The sequence below is a fragment of the Sodalis sp. RH24 genome (assembly GCF_047324145.1).
Taxonomy (GTDB): domain Bacteria; phylum Pseudomonadota; class Gammaproteobacteria; order Enterobacterales; family Enterobacteriaceae; genus Acerihabitans.
This window is the reverse complement of sequence record NZ_CP178729.1, coordinates 672,227-689,494: the sequence shown is the minus strand read 5'-3', so window position 1 is coordinate 689,494 and position 17,268 is coordinate 672,227. Positions and strand designations below refer to the sequence as shown.

The following is a 17,268-nucleotide window of genomic DNA, read 5'->3' as shown; positions in this document are numbered from 1 at the left end:
TCGTTGGAAATGATTCATGAAAATATCACTGGTTGTCCCTGTTTATAATGAAGCTGAAGCCATACCGCTGTTTTATAAAGCGGTGCGGGAATTTGAGCCCCTGCGGCAATTTGAAGTGGAAATAGTGTTTATCAACGACGGCAGCCGGGACAATACCGCTGAGATCATCGACGCGCTGGCATTGGCCGACAGCCTGGTGAAAAAGGTGGACTTTACCCGCAATTTCGGCAAGGAACCCGCCCTGTTCGCCGGGCTGCGTTATGCCGGCGGCGAGGCGGTCATTCCCATCGATGTCGATTTACAAGACCCGATCGACGTCATCCCCCGGCTAATCGATAAATGGCGCGACGGCGCGGATATCGTCCTGGCAAAACGCTCGGACCGCATGACCGACAGCCGGATGAAACGCACAACCGCCGAATGGTTCTATAAACTGCATAATAAAATCAGTTCGCCCAAAATCGAGGAAAACGTCGGTGATTTCCGCTTAATGTCCCGCGAGGTGGTGGATAATATTCTCACCTTGCCCGAGCGGAACCTGTTTATGAAGGGAATTCTTTCCTGGGTGGGCGGGCGCACCGCGGTAGTGGAATACTCCCGCGCCAGCCGCGTGGCCGGCGAATCCAAATTCAACGGCTGGAAATTATGGAACCTCGCTATCGAGGGCATCACCAGTTTTTCCACTTTCCCCCTGCGCATGTGGTCCTACATCGGACTGAGCGTCGCCCTGTCCTCTTTTTTCTACGCTATCTGGATGGTCATCGACAAATTGGTCTGGGGCAATAACGTGCCCGGTTATCCATCCCTGATGACGGCCATTCTGTTTTTAGGCGGTGTGCAGCTGATCGGCATAGGTGTATTGGGTGAATATATCGGCCGTATCTATATGGAAACTAAAAACCGGCCAAGGTATATAATAAAGAAATAAGCACAGCCCGATAGATGCCGGCAATCATGCCGGCGCTACGCCAGAAACGGAGGGCTATCTGGTGAAAACGGCGGGCGGCGTTTTTGCTACAGAATGCAAACATCTTTATAATCGGGGCTCAACAGAACATTATCATGGCGTATAAAGTGTCAAGTAAAAAAAATGGTTTTGCACCAAAAAGCAGCAAACCCGCCGAAGCGGGTTTGTTTGAATCAGCATGTCATCATGAGGTAAATTATACCAAAGCAGTAACGACAGCGACCCAAAAAGCCATGCATATCAATACTATGCTGGGCAACGTTAAACGATAGAACTGATCCATAACCACCTCACATTTACCTGACATCTTTTAAGAATAATCCTACGCCAATTCTTGTATAAAAAACAGGATCTGGATCATTCTTTAATACATTTAATCTATCAAAAACGCTTACTGGATCACGTAACGGACACCCTTTTCCCTCTTTTCAGCATGCCTTGCGGGTCGCTGGGCGTCAGTGCGTTACATCTGGCCGTTAACCTGCATCAAGACGCCTGACAATCCGGCTAAAACGACCAGTAAAAGCAGGCTAATCCACTTCCAACGTTGTTCTGATTTGCTATTCATCGCGTTCCCCCTCAATCGTCTATGCCTATATCGTCCGGCGGGGCAGAAACTTGAGCGAAAAAATAAAAATAATGACAGCGCCGCTTTTTACGCGCCTGGGACGGGTGGCGATTGGTGCTATGCTGGGAGCCATTTCATTATAAGGAGATTGTTATGACCCAAATAACGACCCTGACCCTGGCGCCTTCGCTGGATAGCGCCACCACCACCGACCGCATGTATGCCGAAGGCAAGCTGCGCTGCTCCGCGCCCCAGTTCGAGCCGGGCGGCGGCGGCATCAATGTGGCGCGGGCCATCGTGCATCTGGGGGGACGGGCCACGGCGCTTTTTCCCGTCGGCGGCCCTACGGGACGGCACCTGGCCGATCTGTTGACCGCGGAGGGCGTCACCGCCGTCGCGCTGGAAACCCAGGACTGGACGCGGCAGAACCTGCATGTCCACGTGGCGAGCACCGGCGAGCAGTATCGCTTTGTCATGCCCGGCGCACGATTGACGGCGGATGAATTCCAGCGGTTCGAAGGCCATCTGTCGGGACTGCCGCAAGGCTCGCTGCTGGTGATAAGCGGTAGCCTGCCGCCGGGTGTGAGCGTGGAAAACCTGCAGCATCTGTTGCGCGAGGCGCAACGCCTGGGACTGCAGTGTATCGTCGACAGCTCGGGTCCGGCGCTGAAAGCCTGCCTGGATGTCGGCAGCCTGGCGCTGGTCAAGCCGAATCAAAAAGAACTGGCCGAACTGGTCAACCGTGAACTGAACGATCCCGACGCGGTAAGGCAGGCGGCCCTGGAAATCATCAGACAGGGCAAAACCCAGCGGGTGGTGGTGTCGCTCGGTCCCCAGGGCGCGCTGGCGGTGGATAAGGATAATGTGTTCCAGGTGGTGCCGCCGCCGGTTAAAAAAATGAGCACCGTCGGCGCCGGCGACAGCATGGTGGGCGCCATGACGCTGAAACTGGCCGACGGCGCGGATTTGCTGGATATGGTGCGCTACGGCGTCGCGGCAGGCAGCGCGGCCACGCTGCATAAAGGCACCCGCTTATGTACCCTGGAAGATACCGGACGTATCTATGATTACCTGCGTCGGGAAAGTATGATCTAAGACCCTAAGCCCACGCCGCCGGATATCGGTTGCAGAATTAGCGGTTGACATCGGCGGCGTTCGCAACAACACTCTCTCAACGCTTGACGGAACGGCGCCCTGCGCTAGCCGCTCGTCCGGCTTTTTAGATTAAGCCCTTTCTTTTGAACCCGGTACGCGCCGTTTCAGGCCGTGCAGTTGCCGGTTCGCTCCAAGGCTCATCGTCGCCGCATCGCCGGCGGTTGCGCCGCGCTGCTTGTTTTTGCGAAGTTGTCACCGAGTTGTCATCAAAAAATTCATACCTTATCGGCAAAACGACTGTAGGGGGATATGACGATGTGGCACGCCATTAGCACCATGTTGGCAGAAAAATTTAACAGGGATGAAATCAGCGAACGGCGGGAACTGCCCGGCGGGGAGTTACACGCCGCCTGGTATCTCCGTTACGGCGAACACGCGGTGTTTGTAAAGTCCGATACGCGCGAGCTGCTGCAAAAATTCACCAACGAGGCCGATCAGCTGGCGATGCTGGCCCGTAGCCATACGGTGCGGGTACCGGAGGTGTACGGCGTCGGCAGCGCCAAGGATGAAAGCTTTTTGCTGCTCGAATTCCTGGTGGAGCGCCCTTTTGACGCCCACGGGGCCTATTGCCTCGGCCAGCAGCTTGCCCGGCTGCATCAATGGAGCGAGCAGCCGCAGTTCGGCCTGGATTTTGACAATGACCTCTCCACCGTAACGCAGCCCAACGCCTGGCAGCGCCGCTGGTCGGTGTTCTACGCCGAACAGCGTATAGGCTGGCAACTGCAGTTGGCGGCGGAAAAAGGGCTCTATTTTGGCGATATTGATAAGATTATCGCCCAGGTCGCGGACCGCCTGCACGATCGCCAGCCCCAGCCTTCACTGCTGCACGGCGATCTGTGGCCGGATAATTGCGCCAACAGCGCTCAGGGTGGTTTTTTATACGATCCGGCGTGTTATTGGGGCGATCGCGAATGTGATTTGGCCATGCTGCCGCTCTATGATCGGCTGCTGCCGCAAATTTACGACGGTTATCAGAGCGTGTGGCCGCTGGATAAGGGGTTTATCGAACGACAGCCGCTTTACCAGCTCTATTACCTGTTGAACCGGGCCAACCTGTTTGGCGGCGAGCATATCGCCATCGCCAACGAAGCTCTGGATAAAATACTGAGCAGTGATTAAGCGGAGCCATGCGGGCGGCCCTGCGGCTGCCCGCGCGTCTTCAGAGCATGCCGAGCAGCTTGAGGACAAAATAGCCCACCACCGCCAGGATAATGGGCAGGATGTATAAAGGAAAAAATTGCAGCAAAATCGTATGACGCGGCATCACGATCTTTTCTTCCAGCTGGGTACGACTCAGTCCCTGGCTGCCGCGGGCCTGCTCCAGCACCATCTGATCCTCGACCCCTTCGCGCACGTGCCTGACCTGGCGCGACATGCGCGCGCCGGAAGCCTGCAGGGCCAGGCCGACAAAAATCAGGAAATAAATCAGCCAGAACATCAGGTTAGCGCTAAACCCCTGGCCATCGAACACCGGTTGCGGCGAGTTGTACCAGAAAACATTCAGAAATGAGGTGTTAAAACGCAGCATATCTATCATGACATGGAAAAAATCAGCCATGACCGCATTGATTCCCTTATTTTGCTCACTATGCTGATAGAGAAATTTCAGGATAGAAATCACGGTAGAAAGTAAAGCCGGTATAAAAATAATCCATCCCGCGAGGCGTTTGATCACGGCCAGGCGGCCAGCTTGTTGATACGTCATGCGTTCCCCTTGTTAAACGACGCCAACCATAGCCCTTAAGTTTATCTATAATTTACCTTTTCTGCTGTGTTTTATTGGTGCTACCCTCTTTCCTCGCCCTTTTTTTGCAAACAGGAGCCCAAGGTATGGCGTTAACCCTACCCAAGGAAGCTGTAATATTTGATATGGATGGACTGATTATCGACTCCGAGCCCTTATGGCATCAGGCTGAGCTGGATGTCTTCGCCGCCATGGGCATGGACGTGTCGGTGCATGACGCGATTCCGGATACATTGGGTATGCGCATCGATCAGGTGGTGAAGGCCTGGTATCAGTTAAGTCCGTGGCAGGGGGCTTCTCTGGAGGAAGTCAGCAACAGCATCATTCAGCGCGCGTTGGCGTTGGTGGATGAACGCCGTCCGCTGCTGCCCGGGGTCGCCCATGCGCTGGAGACCGCCAGGGATTGCGGCATGAAGATTGGCATGGCCTCGGCGTCACCGCTGTTTATGCTGGAACATGTGCTGGAGATGTTTGACCTGCGCCATTATTTCGACCATCTGGCATCGGCGCAGAACCTGCCTTACAGCAAACCGCATCCTGAAGTCTATATCCAGGCGGCGTTAAGCCTGGGCGTCGCGCCTGAGCGCTGTACCACCCTGGAAGATTCCTTCAATGGCATGATTGCCACCAAAGCGGCGCGGATGCGCTCGATAGTCGTGCCCGACATCGCCTTTCGCGCCGATCCCCGCTGGGTGCTGGCGGACGTCAGGCTGGCGTCGCTGGCGGAAATAACGCCCGATCATTTGCGTTAACCCCGGCGCCGGCATCGCCGTCACTTCCGCCGCGCAGGGAGCCACCTGAAAACTCACGTGCGGGCGCCACGCGGCGGGCTGGCGTGATTCAGAGAAAATCGTCGCGCTTGGGCGTAAAGGTATCAATCAGCACGCTATTATCCTCCAGCGCCACCACGCCGTGCATCTCATGCTTTACCGCGCGGTAGGCATCGCCGGTTTTCAGTATCCGCTCCTGGCCTTCGATGGTCACCTTGAAGCTGCCGGCGGCGACGTAGGCAATCTGATCGTGGATGTCATGCTGATGCGGCGTGCCGATAGCGCCCTTGGCAAAATGCACGCAGACCATCATCAGGTCGTCGCTCCAGGTCATGATTTTGCGTTTAACGCCCTCGCCCACGGCTTCCCACGGCGTTTCTTCGTCAATATAAAAAGTCTTCATGCTTTGTTCTCCATTAACCAACCCATTCCGGCGCGATCCTGACGAAGGACGCGACGGGATACGACGTATTTCCACCGCTTTATTTTAAGGTCCGGCTTCTGGAATGAAACCGAAAAACATCAAAAGCATGACGCTCCTCATAAAATAAATAAAACAATATTTCATTTTTATTGAATTCACATCCCGGTAGCACTATCATTTCAGCAATAAAAGGGCAACGCTTTCCCCCGGGTCAAAGCCATACCACGTACATATTCTGAAAGAGAGGCATTACGACTATGCAAGTTCGCCAAAGCATTCACAGCGATCACGCTAAACAACTGGATACCGAAGGCCTGCGCAGCCAGTTCATGATCGAAAAGATCTTCGAAGAAGATGCCTACACCATGACCTATAGCCATATCGATCGCATTATCGTCGGCGGCATCAAGCCGGTCACCAAAGCGGTGACCATCGGAGGCGAAGTCGGTAAACAGCTGGGCGTGAGTTATTTCCTGGAACGCCGCGAGCTGGGTGTCATTAATATCGGCGGCCCCGGGGTGATTGTCGTCGACGGCAAAACCTACGAGATCGGCCACCAGGAAGCCCTGTATGTGGGCATGGGCGCCAAAGACGTGCAGTTCACCAGCGTCGACGCCGCTAAACCCGCGAAGTTTTACTATAACAGCGCCCCGGCCCATATGACTTACCCCAGCCGTAAAATCACGCTGGCCGAAGCCTCGCCGCAGACCATCGGCGACAACGCCACCAGCAATCTGCGCACCATCAATAAATTTATTGTTCCCGACGTATTGCCGACCTGCCAGCTAACCATGGGTTTGACCAAGCTGGCTGAAGGCAACTTGTGGAACACCATGCCGTGCCATACCCATGAACGCCGCATGGAAGTCTATTTCTATTTTGATATGGATGAAGAAACCGCGGTATTCCATATGATGGGCCAACCGCAGCAAACACGTCACCTGCTGGTGCATAACGAACAGGCGGTGATTTCACCGAGCTGGTCGATCCATGCCGGCGTGGGCACGAAAAACTATACCTTTATCTGGGGCATGGTCGGCGAAAATCAGGTTTTCGACGATATGGACCACGTAAAAGTCAGCGAAATCCGCTAATTATCCCCGGCCGGCGTGTTCCGGCCCTTTAAACACACTACGCTGGCGATGTCCTACCGCCGCCAGCAATGAGGTTCTGGTATGATTTTAGATTCATTCAATTTGCAGGGTAAAGTGGCGCTGATTACCGGTTGCGACACCGGCCTGGGTCAGGGCATGGCTATCGGCCTGGCGGAAGCCGGCTGTGATATCGTTGGCGTCAACATCGTCGACCCTGAAGAAACCATCGCCAAAGTGACCGCCCTTGGCCGTCGTTTCCTGAGCCTGACCGCTGATTTAACCAAAATCGACGATATCCCGGGCATCATTGAGAAATCAGTGGCTGAATACGGCCATATCGATATCCTGGTCAACAACGCGGGCATTATCCGTCGCGAAGACGCCATCGAGTTCAGCGAAAAGAACTGGGACGACGTCATGAACATCAATATCAAAACCGTGTTCTTTATGTCGCAGGCGGTTGCGCGCCAGTTTATCAAGCAGGGCAAAGGGGGCAAGATCATCAATATCGCCTCCATGCTGTCCTTCCAGGGCGGGATCCGCGTGCCTTCCTACACCGCGTCGAAAAGCGCCGTCATGGGTGTTACCCGCCTGCTGGCCAACGAATGGGCTAAGCATAACATCAATGTCAATGCCATCGCGCCAGGTTACATGGCTACGAATAATACCCAGCAACTGCGTGCCGACGAAGGCCGCAGCAAAGAAATCCTGGAACGCATCCCCGCCGGTCGCTGGGGTTTGCCGGACGATCTGAAAGGACCGGCCATTTTCCTGGCCTCCACCGCGTCCGATTATATCAACGGCTATACCATCGCCGTGGATGGCGGCTGGCTGGCGCGCTAAGCCCGCGCCCACCCGCCCCCAAGGCGTGGTAAAGGGAAGGCGCGCCTTAGGGCGTGTTTTTCCCGTCCGCCCGGGTCACAGTATTGCGGTAGCTTGCGGTAGCTTGCGGTAGCTTGCGGTAGCTTGCGGTAGCTTGCGGTAGCTTGCGGTAGCTTGCGGTAGCTTGCGGTAGCTTGCGGTAGCTTGCGGTAGCTTGCGGTAGCTTGCGGTAGCTTGCGGTAGCTTGCGGTAGCTTGCGGTAGGGCATATGTCATCTCGGGAAGGTTTCGCTTGCCGTGCGTGAGGGTGTTTTATGTCCTGCCCGGTACCGGCAAGCGACAAAGAGGCCGTACCGTGACGGCCTCCTTGACCTCCACGCGTCCGGCAGTGCGTGCGCCGCTGCGCGGTTCCCGGCATCGCCCATCACGGCTTGTGGACCGCACGGGACGCGCTCCCGGCGCGGCCCTTAGCTTTCGCCGCTCCCGGCGGCTCATCCAGCCGCGATGCGCGCTGCCGGCGCACTCTATGCCGGCACCACGTCAACACCATCGTCTGTGAGTAAAATGGCGTTTTGGGTTCCTTAGTGGTATGTATTTACCGGGAAATCATAACGGTTACATACCCGACACCAGACACTATCCCAAGCAACAGCGCCGCTGTCGTTTCATAAAACGCATTGCCAACAGCGACATGTGGACCGGCATAAAGCGCGCTGACGGCGTCTGTGACCCCGGCATGAGCCGCCGGGAGCGGCGAAAGGCCCGGTTGCGCCGGGAGCGCATACCGGGCCGGTGCATCACGGGGGCATGGGCGACGGAAGGCATCGCACAGCGACGCGCGACCTGCCGGGCGCGCGGAGGTCAAGGAGGCCGTCGCGGTACGGCCTCTTTGTCGCTTGCCGGCACCCGGCATTCCATATAACCGCCAAACGCACGGCAAGCGAAACCCTCACCGCGGCGACATAGATCACCCAGCGAACTGCCAGCGAAACTCACGCTGCGGCCCCATAATCACCCTGAAAACCGCCAGCAAAACCCTCACCGCGGCGACATAGATCACCCAGCGAACTGCCAGCGAAACCCTCACTGCGGCCACCGACATCACCCTGAAAACCGCCAGCAAAACCCTCACTGCGACCACAGACATCACCCTGAAAACCGCCAGCGAAACCCTCACCGCGGCGACAGCCATCTGCACGGCTGTCCAATATCACCAGACCCTATCGGCCGCATAACACCCCAGGGCGGCGATCGCCAAATCGACACACAGCGGATGAAACGGAATCTGTCCCTATGGCGTTTTATCGGGTGGGGTTTCCCCGCCCGAACGAGGCACCATGGCGCAAAAGGCCCGCTATCACCCGCACTGGATAAACCCGGTGGCAAGACCCCGCGCCGCGGGGTTTTTTATTTGTTACAAGGTAACCTATTCCCGCCGCCGACGGATTCCTTTATACTGGACAAATGACCAGTTTAACCGATCGCATCCGCTATGACCGCTGAAGGGCATCTTATCTTCGCTCTGGCGAGCACCATTTTAGCCAAAAAAATGGAGCTCTCGCCCGCGCTTGCCCACGGCGACTGGTGGCATATCGTGGCCGGCGGCCTGGTAACCTGCCTGCTGCCCGACATCGATCATCCCCGCTCCTTCCTCGGCCAACGCCTGCAGTGGATCTCGCTGCCCATCGCCCGCGTCTTCGGTCATCGCGGTTTTACCCATAGCCTGCTGGCCATCATCGCCGGCATCGTGCTCTTTACCCTGAAACTCGACCCGGGAATGCTTATCCCGCTGGACGCGTTCCACGGCATGATCATTGGTTATCTCAGCCATATTCTCGCCGATATGCTGACGCCGGCCGGCGTTCCGCTGCTCTGGCCCTGCCGCTGGCGGTTCCGCCTGCCGGTATTGTATCCGCAAAAAGGCAACCAGCTTGAGCGGGTGCTGTGCGTGGCGGTGCTGATTTTCGCCGTGCAGCATCCGCAGGGCGCGCCGCTGGGCACCCGCATGCCCATCCCGGATTCCGTTGCGGCGTTATGGTCCAAGGTGCGCGGTAATTTCTAATAGCCGTTTTGCAGACAATATCATCTTTTCAGAAAATACCGGGCAATTGCGCGCTGCGCGCCGGTTCCCCGAAAAAACTGTTCTATAGTTGATCTACCGCTCAGATAACCATAACCGCGGACCAGCCACTGTTTGCCATTACACTGGTAAGAGGAGCAATCGACTATGTCAAAACCCACCGATCCTTCACAAGGCAAAACCCCCCTAACCCATCAGGCCCCCGCCCCCGACGGCAGTTCGGCGCAGCCCGGGCTGGGCCATCTCGCGCCGGACGACAACAGCCATCTGGCGCAGCCCGGCACATCGGAGCCGGGTAAACAACCCACCGTATCGGGCTCGGTTAAAAGCCCGCAAAACAGCAATGCCAAGCTTGACGCGCTACAGCCGCATCGTAAATCAGGGTATCAGCAACCCCTGACCACCGATCAGGGCGTAAAAATATCCGACGACCAGAATTCGCTGCGCGCCGGCAAGCGCGGACCGACCCTGCTGGAAGATTTTATCCTGCGCGAAAAAATCACCCATTTTGACCATGAGCGCATCCCCGAACGTATCGTCCACGCCCGCGGCTCCGCCGCACACGGCGTGTTTGAGGTCTACCGTCCGCTGACCGAGATCACCAAGGCCGGATTTCTCAGCGATCCGGCGGTAAAAACGCCGGTATACGTACGTTTTTCCACGGTACAGGGTTCCCGCGGGTCGGCGGACACCGTGCGCGATATCCGCGGTTTCGCCACTAAATTTTATACTCAGGAAGGCAACTTCGATCTGGTGGGCAATAATACGCCGGTATTTTTTATCCAGGACGCGGTTAAATTCCCGGATTTCGTGCATGCGGTCAAACCCGAGCCGCATAACGAAATGCCCCAGGGCGGTTCCGCGCATGACACATTCTGGGATTACGTCTCCCTTCAGCCGGAAACCCTGCACAATGTCTTCTGGGCCATGTCCGACCGCGGCATTCCACGCAGCTACCGCACCATGGAAGGATTCGGCATCCACACCTTCCGCCTGATCAATGCCCAGGGCAAAGCCACCTTTGTGCGTTTCCATTGGAAACCCCTGGCGGGTAAAGCATCGCTGGTCTGGGATGAAGCGCAAAAACTGGCCGGTAAGGATGCTGATTTCCACCGGCGCGACCTGTGGGACGCCATCGAGGCCGGCGACTATCCGGAATACGAACTGGGCCTGCAGCTGATACCGGAAGCAGACGAGCATAAGTTCGACTTCGATCTGCTCGATCCCACCAAGCTGATCCCCGAGGCGCTGGTGCCGGTGGAAATCGTGGGTAAAATGACGCTGAACCGCAATCCGGATAACTTTTTTGCGGAAACCGAACAGGTGGCGTTTCACCCCGGCCACATCGTGCCCGGCATTGATTTTACCAACGATCCGCTGCTGCAGGGCCGGTTATTCTCTTATACCGATACGCAAATCAGCCGGCTCGGCGGGCCGAACTTCCATGAAATCCCGATAAACCGTCCGGTCTGTCCTTATCATAATTTCCAGCGCGACGGTATGCACCGCCAGGATATAGACACCAATCCCGCCGCCCATGGACCCAACTCCATCAATGATAACTGGCCGCGGGAAACCGCGCCGGCGGCGGAAAACGGCGGTTTCGCGTCTTATCAGGAACGGGTGGACGGCCATAAAATTCGCGAGCGCAGCGACTCGTTCCTGGAATACTTCTCGCATCCCCGCCTGTTCTGGCTCAGCCAGACCCCGGCCGAGCAGCAGCATATCGTCGATGCCTTCAGCTTTGAGCTGGGCAAGGTCGGCCGCGCCTATATTCGCGAGCGAGTCGTGGATTTGCTGACCCGCGTCGACGTGGAGCTGGCCAAACAGGTCGCCGCCAAACTCGGCATCCGGCTTTCCGACGATGCGCTTAACACGCCGCCGCCCAAACCGGTCAATGGCGTAGCGCAAGATCCGACCCTTAGCCTGTATGCCACCGGCAGCGGCGCGCTGAAAGGCCGCCAGGTGGCGCTGCTGGTCAGCGACGGCGTCGACGCCGCCGACGTGCTGGAGGCATTGCAGGCACTGAAGGCGGAAGGCGTGCATGCCAAAATACTGGCCTCGCACGGCGGCAACGTGGTGGCGAACGACGGCTCTACGCTGCCTATCGACGCCACCTTTGACGGATCGCCCTCGATTACGGTCGACGGGGTTATCGTGCCGGACGGCAACCTGGACGCCTTGCTGCTCAGCGGCGCCGCGCGGCATTATATTCTGGAAGCCTACAAGCATCTGAAAGTCATCGGCCTTAGCGGTGACGCCAATCGGTTTAAACAGCCCCTGGGGCTGACCGATCTGCCGGAGGACGGCATTTGTGAAGGCGCCGCCACACAAGGCCGGCTGATGCAGGATTTTCTGGATCAGCTGAAGCTGCACCGGGTATGGTCGCGGATTAGCAAAATTGACGGCGTGCCGGCTTAGCGGGCGCGGTCACCGCCAGGCGTCCGTCGCGCGCGCCTGGCGGTGAAAAACGAAATGGGCGATAAGTGAAAAAATTCACTTATCGCCCATCACTTTTCCTACCCGGCGATCATTACAGCATTATTTTTGCGGGTTGGTATCGTATTCCTGGCAGCTCTGGAAGCCCTTATTCAGGACAATATTATTTTGGTCGTAGCTGACGAAATAGTTAATCGGCTTGCCGTCGCGTGTGCCCAGGACATAGGAGTCGCAGGTACCACGGGCGTTAATCATGGTGGCGGAGGTGGACGGAATGCCCCCGATAGCACGGGCCTGCTGTTTAGTCATGCCTTTTTTGACATCACTCACTACAGGTTTTTTCATATAACTGTCGGCACGATCGTAAACGGTACAACCGGAAAGAATGGTAAGCGCGGTAGCGGCGGTAAAGGCAATAACAATTTTCTTATTCATAAGTGTCACCTCATTTTGATATGTATGGATAAGTGTAGAAGACAAAAGGCTTTTTTACAAATCTAAGCGCAACGGTAAGTCACCTTTTTTTTCGTTCGCCCACGGCGGGGCCGTTAACCGTTTTTAGCCATGCTGATGCTTTCGCTAAATTCCAATTCGTTTTACAATCAGGAAATTAATCTTTTTTTTTGCGTCGAACTCGTTGCGACGCCTGCGAGGGAAATAGACACATGACTCGGCAACAAGACATTATTGCAGCGCTAGGGGCAAAACCCGTTATCGATCCGGCCGCGGAATTTCGCGTCAGCGTCGATTTCCTGAAACGTTATCTGCAGCGCTATACCTTTATCCACACGCTGGTGCTGGGCATCAGCGGCGGGCAGGATTCGACGCTTACCGGTAAGGTTTGCCAGGCCGCCATCAGCGAACTGCGCGGGGAAACGGGCGATGAGCGCTACCAATTCATCGCCGTGCGCCTGCCCTACGGCGCGCAGCAGGATGAGGCGGATTGCCGGGATGCCATCGCCTTTATCCAACCCGATCGCGTATTGACGGTAAATATCAAAAATGCCGTCCTGGCCAGCGAGGCCGCGCTGCTGGAGGCTGGCATCACCCTGAGCGATTTTATCAAGGGCAATGAAAAGGCCCGCGAACGCATGAAAGCGCAGTACAGCATCGCCGGCATGAACGCGGGTATCGTGGTCGGCACCGATCATGCGGCCGAGGCGGTAACCGGCTTTTTTACCAAATATGGCGACGGCGGCACGGATATCAATCCCATCTATCGCCTGAACAAACGCCAGGGCCGGGCCATATTGGCCTATCTGGGCTGTCCGCAGCATCTGTATCTTAAAGCCCCGACCGCCGATCTGGAGGAGGATCGCCCGGCGCTGCCGGATGAATCGGCGCTCGGCGTCACCTATGAAATGATTGATGATTACCTGGAAGGGAAAACCGTCGCGCCCGAGGCGGCGAAGATCATTGAAGGCTGGTATGCCCGCACCGAGCATAAACGGCATCCGCCAATCACGGTATTTGATGATTTCTGGCGATAAAAAAAAAGCGGCCCGCGGGCCGCTTTTTTAACGATGATTTCTGGCTATCTTTTATTTAGTCGCGTCACGCTGCTGCATTTTTTGCGCGCGTTCCTGGAATTTTTTATTGAATTCCGCTTTTTGTTCCGGCGTTAACACATTATACATCTTGTTTTGCATTTCCAGATTGGCGAGCATTCTTTGGTTTTGTTCCTGCGCCATGCTATTTACCAGGGCCTGGGCCTTGGCGGAATCAAAACTGTCGGCGGCGATCACGTCATGCATCTGCTGATGCTCGGCGGCCGATGGCTTTTTCATATCTTTCATGGAATCGCGCGCAATGTCATGCATTTTCTGGCGCTGTTGTTCCGTGAGTTTAAGATCCTTAAACATATGGTCCATCATAGGGCCGCGCTGATGTTGCATACCGCCTTTATGATGCATTTCGCCTTGCGCGGTATCGCCGGCTGGCGCCGCGGTAGCGCTGCTGTCCGCGGCGACGGCTAACTGAGCTGAACCTAACACCAGGGTAGTAGCCATAAATAAAGCAGTTAATTTGCGCATAATTTCCTCATATCTGATTATTGTCTGCCGCAAAATAATTTCGCCGGCAGGGTTCGTTACAGATATAAGTGTACTCGCGTTATCTTCAAGTAATGCGAGTAAAAGTAAATAACTTAAAGCCTGAAACTCACTTTTAAGGCAATCATGGAGAAAATATGGATTTTATGTGTGGAAAGCGTTATTTTCCGTGGCAATAAAATGAGGTTTTAGCCACGTCAATATGATAACTCTTACTTTACTCACCGCCAACGAATATTCAGTAATTTCTCTAGCCGCCGCGCCGCAATGATTATTTTCTGTATTTACCGATGGCGCATATTATAAATCAAGCCCGCCGGTTGCGGGCCCGGGCAAGGCGGCCTAGGCAAGCGCGCCCCATGGCGCGGTTCCCTGAGCCATGGATTTATTGCTGGAATGGATAAATCGCGCCCAGGTCCAGCAACTGCGTCAGTTCGTCCAGCGCGGTGCGAACCTCGTTAAGCAGCGAGGGATCCGCCAGATCGTCCTGATTCAGCCGGTCGCGGTAATGCTTGTCGACCCAGAGGTTAAGGCGGTCAAACAGCGCCGGCGTCATCAGCGTGGCGGGATTCACCGCGCCCTGCTCCTGCGCAGTAAGGATCACGCGCAAACGCAGGCACGCCGGACCGCCGCCGTTACGCATGCTCTCGCGCAAATCGACGACGCTCACCCGGTCTATCGCCCGGCCTTCGGCCGCCAGCTCATTAAGATATGCCCAGACGCCATCATGCTCGCGGCACTCCTGCGGCACCACAATAGTCATCTTGCCGTCCCGGCGGCTTAATAACTGGCTGTTGAATAAATAGGTCGCCACCGCGTCGGCCACGGATACGCGCCGCGCCGGCACTTCGAGCGCCGTCAATTCCTGGCCGAGCTGCGCCAGCGCGCGGCTTAGCCGCTCACGGACCCCCTCTCCCCCGGCGAACGCCTGTTGATGATAAAACAACACCTGTTCATTGCTGACGGAAATCACGTCATTATGGAATACGCCCTGGTCGATGACGGCGGGATCCTGCTGGACCATCAGACAACGTTCCGGCGCCAGCAGGTGCAGGCGCGCCACGGCTTCGCTGGCCTCACGCGTCTGCCTGGCGGGATAACGCCCCGGTTCGCTGCCCGCCTCCAGGCCGCTTTTGCCATACACGAACATTTGTACCCCCGGGGAATCATAACGTCCCAGGCGATTATGGTTTGCCGCGCCCTCGTCGCCGAACAGCGCGGACTGGGGCAACGCCTCATGGTGGCGGAAAAAGCGCGCGTCGCGAAACACCGCCCGCAGGATAGCCCCTGTGGTTTCGGCCTCTATGGCGCGATGGAATTTATTATGCAGGTTGGCGGGGGTAAAGTGCACCCGGCCGTCGGCGCTGTCCGCCGACGGGCTGACGGTGGCCGCGTTGGCGACCCACATTGCCGACGCGGAACTGAGTATCGACAACAATTGCCGGTGGTCGCGCGCCACCTGCGCCAGGATCTGCGCGTCGTTGCCGGTGAAGCCCAGACGCCGCAAATACGCTAAATGCGGCCGCTCATGGGGCGGCAATACCCCCTGCATAAATCCCGCGTCGGACAACGCTTTCATTTTGGCCAGCCCTTGCCGGGCGGCCAGTCGCGGATTGGCATCTTCGCGCCGGTGGCGCGTCGAGGCTTCGTTGCCGAAGGAGAGGCCCGCATAATGATGGGTGGGGCCGACCAGGCCGTCGAAGTTCGCTTCAACACAATGCTGCATGGGCACATCCTGTTTGCTGTGGTGAGGTTGAGCCCGCGCGCGTGCGGCCGTCCGCATATAGCGTCGCCGCCCGCAGCGCTTGCCCCGGCGCCAGGCCGAGCGCGGCGGCCGTGGCAAGGTCAATTTCCAGTGATTCGCGGCCGATTTCACACCGGCAGGCCACGGCGCGAAAACCCTGGTAGTCCTCATTGGCCAACAGGCACCAGGCGGCGTCTTGATTGTGGCGCCCGGCGTCGTCATCTGCCATGATTTGCGCCGTCACCCTGCGGCTGTCGCGCACCGTGCGAATCTGATCAATTTCGGCCTCGAGCGTCGGGCCGCCGTCGAAAATATCGATATATCCCTGGTAACGCAGCCCCTCGGATTCCAGCAGCGCCCTGGCCGGCTCGGTCTGCGGGTGTACCCGGCCGATGACTGCGCGGGCCTCCGGCGCCAGGAAATCCACGTACAGCGGATGCTTGGGCATCAGTTCGGCAATAAACGCCTTGTTGCCGGTACCGCTTAAATAATCGGCGCGGGCAAAGTCAATGGAAAAAAACCGCTGGCCCAGATTGGCCCAGAAAGGAGAATAGCCCTGTTCATCGCAATAGCCGCGCATTTCGGCGAGTACGCGCTGGCCGAAATAATCGCGGAAGGCCGCCATAAACATCAGCCGCGCCTTGACCAGCAACTGGCCGTTGGCGCCATGGCGATAGTCGGGATCGAGAAATAACGTACAGAGTTCGCTCAGGCCGGTATGATCGTTGCTCAGGTAAAGGGTCGGCACGGCGTTATAAACATTTAACGCCGTGGAGGCATGCACCAGGGTGCCGACGCGGAAATTATACCAGGGTTCCTTGAGGCCCACCGCCACCTCGATGGCGCTGACCCCGACCACCTTGCCCCGGTCGCTGTCTTCCAGCGCGAACAGATATCCCTGCTCGCCGCGCGCGAGGCCGCCCTGCCAGGTGCGCACCGATCGATCGATGCGGGCCGCCAAAACCTCCTCATTCGCCGGCAGGGAGGTCAGTCCCGCGCCGGCCTTGCCCGCCAGCGTCAGGATATCCAGCAGGTCACGGTGTTCTACCGGTCGGATGATCATCATAATTACTACTCCTCGCCACGCCATGGGGCATAAAACGGTTTTCAACCGATCGCACGATAAACGGGCACCTAAAAGGGCGCCGGGTTGCCAATAACGTGCCGGGCCTTTCCCTGCCTGCAAGTCACGGGCAAACACGCCAGCTGATAATGAGTATAGATTGCACACAACGTGCCAGCTATAGCCAGATAAATGAATAAAATTTATTGGTGTCTTTAAAAACAATAAGTTACACGACATCATTATTCATTTTTAATGAATAAAAAATGAATATTATGCATTGCCGGCGGGGTTGCGCGCTTAAAGGGAATAATTTATGCACCCCGTCGCAGCGGGTGACAGTGGGGC

Annotated in this window: 17 protein-coding genes; 10 read left to right on the top strand and 7 right to left on the bottom strand. The window is 56.7% G+C overall.

Translation table 11 applies throughout. The features are described 5' to 3' along the window. Positions 1 to 16: 16 nt before the first annotated feature. From ACL2XG_RS03120 to ACL2XG_RS03105, 4 genes are all read left to right on the top strand, one after another. Complete coding sequence (locus ACL2XG_RS03120) at positions 17 to 928, top strand: glycosyltransferase family 2 protein (protein ID WP_413722910.1); 912 nt, start codon at positions 17 to 19, stop codon at positions 926 to 928. 134 nt (positions 929 to 1,062) lie between these two features. Next, positions 1,063 to 1,239 (top strand): hypothetical protein, encoded by a 177-nt coding sequence (locus ACL2XG_RS03115; protein WP_410014990.1) that lies wholly within the window; start codon positions 1,063 to 1,065, stop codon positions 1,237 to 1,239. A gap of 449 nt (positions 1,240 to 1,688) precedes the next feature. Then, the gene (gene pfkB, locus ACL2XG_RS03110) at positions 1,689 to 2,630 is read left to right on the top strand and encodes a 6-phosphofructokinase II (RefSeq protein WP_410014989.1); all 942 of its coding nucleotides are present in this window, start codon (positions 1,689 to 1,691) and stop codon (positions 2,628 to 2,630) included. Positions 2,631 to 2,945: 315 nt separating this feature from the next. Then, a complete protein-coding gene (locus ACL2XG_RS03105) occupies positions 2,946 to 3,809 on the top strand; it encodes a fructosamine kinase family protein (protein WP_410014988.1) in 864 nt (287 codons plus the stop codon). 40 nt (positions 3,810 to 3,849) lie between these two features. Here the strand turns inward: ACL2XG_RS03105 and ACL2XG_RS03100 are convergent, their stop codons facing one another. Further along, positions 3,850 to 4,395, bottom strand: a complete 546-nt coding sequence (locus tag ACL2XG_RS03100) for a YniB family protein (RefSeq protein WP_410014987.1) — start codon at positions 4,393 to 4,395, stop codon at positions 3,850 to 3,852. 125 nt (positions 4,396 to 4,520) lie between these two features. On the opposite strand from ACL2XG_RS03100, the gene hxpB reads away from it, so the two are divergent. Next, positions 4,521 to 5,186, top strand: coding sequence for a hexitol phosphatase HxpB (gene hxpB / locus ACL2XG_RS03095; RefSeq protein ID WP_413722911.1), 666 nt, complete (start codon positions 4,521 to 4,523; stop codon positions 5,184 to 5,186). Positions 5,187 to 5,274: 88 nt separating this feature from the next. Here the strand turns inward: hxpB and ACL2XG_RS03090 are convergent, their stop codons facing one another. Further along, on the bottom strand, positions 5,275 to 5,607 hold the full coding sequence (locus tag ACL2XG_RS03090) for a cupin domain-containing protein (protein WP_410014985.1): 333 nt from the start codon (positions 5,605 to 5,607) through the stop codon (positions 5,275 to 5,277). 278 nt (positions 5,608 to 5,885) lie between these two features. Between ACL2XG_RS03090 and kduI the strand changes: the two genes are divergently transcribed. Next, positions 5,886 to 6,722 carry a 5-dehydro-4-deoxy-D-glucuronate isomerase gene (kduI, locus tag ACL2XG_RS03085; protein ID WP_410014984.1) on the top strand — a complete coding sequence of 279 codons (837 nt, stop codon included), beginning with the start codon at positions 5,886 to 5,888 and terminating at the stop codon, positions 6,720 to 6,722. 81 nt (positions 6,723 to 6,803) lie between these two features. Continuing rightward, positions 6,804 to 7,565 (top strand): 2-dehydro-3-deoxy-D-gluconate 5-dehydrogenase KduD, encoded by a 762-nt coding sequence (gene kduD, locus ACL2XG_RS03080; RefSeq protein ID WP_410014983.1) that lies wholly within the window; start codon positions 6,804 to 6,806, stop codon positions 7,563 to 7,565. A 945-nt stretch (positions 7,566 to 8,510) separates the two neighbouring features. Here the strand turns inward: kduD and ACL2XG_RS03075 are convergent. Further along, positions 8,511 to 8,735, bottom strand: a complete 225-nt coding sequence (locus ACL2XG_RS03075) for a hypothetical protein (RefSeq protein ID WP_413722912.1) — start codon at positions 8,733 to 8,735, stop codon at positions 8,511 to 8,513. Positions 8,736 to 9,035: 300 nt separating this feature from the next. Here ACL2XG_RS03075 and ACL2XG_RS03070 point away from each other — a divergent pair, with 300 nt between their 5' ends. After that, positions 9,036 to 9,605 (top strand): metal-dependent hydrolase, encoded by a 570-nt coding sequence (locus ACL2XG_RS03070; RefSeq protein WP_413722913.1) that lies wholly within the window; start codon positions 9,036 to 9,038, stop codon positions 9,603 to 9,605. Between the two features lie 165 nt (positions 9,606 to 9,770). Continuing rightward, complete coding sequence (gene katE / locus ACL2XG_RS03065) at positions 9,771 to 12,044, top strand: catalase HPII (protein WP_413722914.1); 2,274 nt, start codon at positions 9,771 to 9,773, stop codon at positions 12,042 to 12,044. Positions 12,045 to 12,164: 120 nt separating this feature from the next. On the opposite strand, the gene osmE is transcribed toward katE, so the two are convergent. Then, positions 12,165 to 12,497 (bottom strand): osmotically-inducible lipoprotein OsmE, encoded by a 333-nt coding sequence (gene osmE / locus ACL2XG_RS03060; RefSeq protein WP_410014980.1) that lies wholly within the window; start codon positions 12,495 to 12,497, stop codon positions 12,165 to 12,167. A gap of 230 nt (positions 12,498 to 12,727) precedes the next feature. On the opposite strand from osmE, the gene nadE reads away from it, so the two are divergent. Further along, positions 12,728 to 13,552: an ammonia-dependent NAD(+) synthetase gene (gene nadE, locus ACL2XG_RS03055; protein ID WP_410014979.1), complete on the top strand. Its 825-nt coding sequence runs from the start codon at positions 12,728 to 12,730 to the stop codon at positions 13,550 to 13,552. A gap of 51 nt (positions 13,553 to 13,603) precedes the next feature. On the opposite strand, the gene spy is transcribed toward nadE, so the two are convergent. From spy to astA, 3 genes are all read right to left on the bottom strand, one after another. Continuing rightward, complete coding sequence (gene spy, locus ACL2XG_RS03050; RefSeq protein ID WP_410014978.1) at positions 13,604 to 14,095, bottom strand: ATP-independent periplasmic protein-refolding chaperone Spy; 492 nt, start codon at positions 14,093 to 14,095, stop codon at positions 13,604 to 13,606. A gap of 403 nt (positions 14,096 to 14,498) precedes the next feature. Beyond that, positions 14,499 to 15,839 (bottom strand): N-succinylarginine dihydrolase, encoded by a 1,341-nt coding sequence (gene astB, locus ACL2XG_RS03045; RefSeq protein ID WP_410014977.1) that lies wholly within the window; start codon positions 15,837 to 15,839, stop codon positions 14,499 to 14,501. Next, positions 15,823 to 16,923 carry an arginine N-succinyltransferase gene (gene astA, locus ACL2XG_RS03040; protein ID WP_413722915.1) on the bottom strand — a complete coding sequence of 367 codons (1,101 nt, stop codon included), beginning with the start codon at positions 16,921 to 16,923 and terminating at the stop codon, positions 15,823 to 15,825. Before astA ends, astB begins: the two co-directional genes overlap by 17 nt. Positions 16,924 to 17,268: the final 345 nt, after the last annotated feature.